3 protein-coding genes are annotated in these 2,606 nt (G+C 67.9%); 1 reads left to right on the top strand and 2 read right to left on the bottom strand.

Going from position 1 to position 2,606, the window contains the following annotated elements; genetic code table 11:
* Nucleotides 1-88: 88 nt before the first annotated feature.
* Nucleotides 89-508: an Lrp/AsnC family transcriptional regulator gene (locus ACN4F8_RS01410; RefSeq protein ID WP_419471942.1), complete on the bottom strand. Its 420-nt coding sequence runs from the start codon at nt 506-508 to the stop codon at nt 89-91.
* 122 nt (nt 509-630) lie between these two features.
* Between ACN4F8_RS01410 and ACN4F8_RS01415 the strand changes: the two genes are divergently transcribed.
* On the top strand, nt 631-1,689 hold the full coding sequence (locus ACN4F8_RS01415) for an ornithine cyclodeaminase (protein ID WP_419471943.1): 1,059 nt from the start codon (nt 631-633) through the stop codon (nt 1,687-1,689).
* Between the two features lie 13 nt (nt 1,690-1,702).
* Here the strand turns inward: ACN4F8_RS01415 and ACN4F8_RS01420 are convergent.
* The coding region (locus ACN4F8_RS01420) for a LysR substrate-binding domain-containing protein (protein ID WP_419471944.1) at nt 1,703-2,606 on the bottom strand (904 nt) is incomplete at its 5' end.

The following is a 2,606-nucleotide window of genomic DNA, read 5'->3' on the forward strand; positions in this document are numbered from 1 at the left end:
GGTGTTCTTCAAGAGCTGTGGGTGGGCCGGGTGGGACCTGGCAGCGGCACGCCTGGCCCTTCAACGCTGAGGCGTCCGCGATGAGCGTTCAGCGGTAAGTGGCCAGGTGGATGCTGGTCTCGGTGCTCTGGATGCCCTTGACCAGCCGGATGCGTTCCAGCACCTGCGAGAGCTCGCTCATGGAGCCGGCGCTGAGCTCGGCCAGCAGGTCCCAGCGGCCGTTGGTGTCGTGCAGCGCGGCCACACCGGGTTCACCCAGCAGGCTGGCGATCACCGCGCGCGTCTGGTTGCCGTCCACCAGCACCGCCATCCAGGCGCGGATGCGCTCGGGCTCCGCCTCGGGCCGCAGGCGCACCGTGTAGCCCACGATCAACTGCTGGTCTTCGAGCTTGCGGATGCGGTTGGTCACCGTGCCACGCGACACCTTGAGGCGGTGCGCCAGCTCGGCCACGGTGGCGCGCGCGTTCTGGCGCAGTTGGGCAATGAGGGCCTGGTCGATGTCGTCCATTTGCGCATTTTGGCATTCAAGGCTGCCGTTTTGCTGCATTTTCTTTGCATATGGCAAGTTTTTGCCGATTCACATTGCCGCGTGGCTGCGGGAGACTGCTCTTCATGACTTCGAGCACCACCATGAACCCCGCAAACACCCTCTTCCTGAGCGCCCCCGCCGCCGCCACCTTGATTCAGCGCCACGGCATCCCGCAGACCCTGCGCGGCATGCGCGATGCCATCGCTGAAGACTTCGCCCGCTGGGCCGACTTCGACAAATCGGCCCGCGTGGCCAACCACAGCACCCATGGCGTGATCGAGCTCATGCCCATCGCCGACGACACGCTCTACAGCTTCAAGTACGTCAACGGCCACCCGAAAAACACCCGCCTGGGCCTGTCCACCGTGATGGCCTTCGGCGTGCTCGCCGACGTGACCACCGGCACGCCGCTGCTGTTGTCCGAACTCACGCTCACCACCGCGCTGCGCACCGCCGCCACCTCGGCCCTGGCCGCGCAAACCCTGGCACGGCCCGAGAGCCGCGTGATGGCGCTGATCGGCAACGGCGCGCAGAGCGAATTTCAGGCCCTGGCCTTCCAGCATCTGGTGGGCATCACCACGCTGCGCGTGTTCGACGTGGACCGCGCCGCCACCGCCAAGCTGGTGATGAACCTCGCGGGCAGCGGCCTGGACATCGTGGTCTGCGAGAGCACGGCAGAGGCCGTGCGCGGCGCCGACATCGTGACCACCATCACCGCCGACAAGACCAACGCCAACATCATCACGCCCGAAATGCTGGCGCCGGGCATGCACATCAACGGCGTGGGCGGCGACTGCCCCGGCAAGACCGAGCTGCACGCCGAGGTGCTGCGCCGCGCCAGCGTGTTCGTGGAGTACACGCCACAAACGCGGGTGGAGGGCGACATCCAGCAGATGCCGGCCGACTTTGCGGTGACCGAGCTGCACGACGTGCTGGCTGGCCGCGCCCCGGGCCGCACCCACGCGGAGCAGATCACCGTGTTCGACTCGGTGGGTTTCGCGCTGGAGGACTACTCGGCCCTGCGCTTCATGCACGGCCTGGCCATCGACCAAGGCATGGGCACCACGGTCTCGCTGATCCCCGATCTGGCGGATCCGAAGAACTTGTTTGCTGCGCTGCGTCCGCAGGTGGCTGCGGCGGCGTTGCGGCTGGTCGCCTGACCCAGCGCCAATCTCAAGCCGTCTGCGCCCGCACCCACGCCACAAATGCCACCACCGGCGCGCGCGCCCGGTCGGTGGTGCGCACGGTCAGGAAATGCACCGGCCGCACGATCTTCTGCAGGCTGCGCTCACCCAGCACCACCAGCTCACCACGTTCGATTTCGCGTGCCGCCAGGCGCGTGCTCTCCAGCGCCACGCCCATGCCGTCGGCTGCGGCCGATATGGCCATGGCGGCGCGGTCGAACGAAGGGCGGGGGCGCTGGGGCAGCGCCAGTCCGTTGAGCTCGAACCACTCGGTCCAGCCCACCGGGCTGAGCTGCGAGTCGATGAGCGACAGGCGCTGGATCGCCTGGGCCGCTCGTTCCTTGGCCAGCAGCAAGGCGGGTGACACCAACGGTGCGATGCGCTCGTCGCCGAGCGAGATCACGTCCAGCCCGGGCTTGTGGCGGGCTGCGCCGTACGAGAGCGCCACATCGATGTCGCGCACCACGCCCAGGTCCACCGGGTCGGCGCCGGTGGTCAGGCGGATGTTGATCGCGGGGTGCTGCGTCACGAACGACGGCAGATTCGGGCCGAGCCACTTGAGCGCAAGACTCGGCGCGCAGTGCACCGCCAGCACCTCGTCGTGCGTGGGCAGCTGCACCTCGGCGCAGGTGGCTTCCAGCGCGTCGAACAAACGCCCCAGGCTCTCGAACAACCGCCGCCCTTCCTGCGTGGTCTGCACCTGGCGGTGCCGGCGCTCGAACAGCGCGCGGCCGAAGTGCCGCTCCAGGTCGCGGATCTGGTGGCTGATGGCCGAGGCGGTGAGGTGCAGCTCTTGTGCGGCGAGCGCAAAACTCTGCAGACGCGCGGCGGCCTCGAAGGTGCGCAGTCGGGCCAAAGGTGGAAGATTTCTCATGCAATCGACTTTCAGATGA

Origin of the sequence: Hydrogenophaga sp. (assembly GCF_048549895.1) — a bacterium.
In the GTDB taxonomy this organism is placed as follows: Bacteria; Pseudomonadota; Gammaproteobacteria; order Burkholderiales; family Burkholderiaceae_C; genus Hydrogenophaga.

Excerpts from the sequence above, each read along its gene's own strand:
- ACN4F8_RS01410 (WP_419471942.1), bottom strand. The coding sequence starts at position 508 with ATGGACGACATCGACCAGGCCCTCATTGCCCAACTGCGCCAGAACGCG.
- ACN4F8_RS01415 (WP_419471943.1), top strand. The coding sequence starts at position 631 with ATGAACCCCGCAAACACCCTCTTCCTGAGCGCCCCCGCCGCCGCCACC.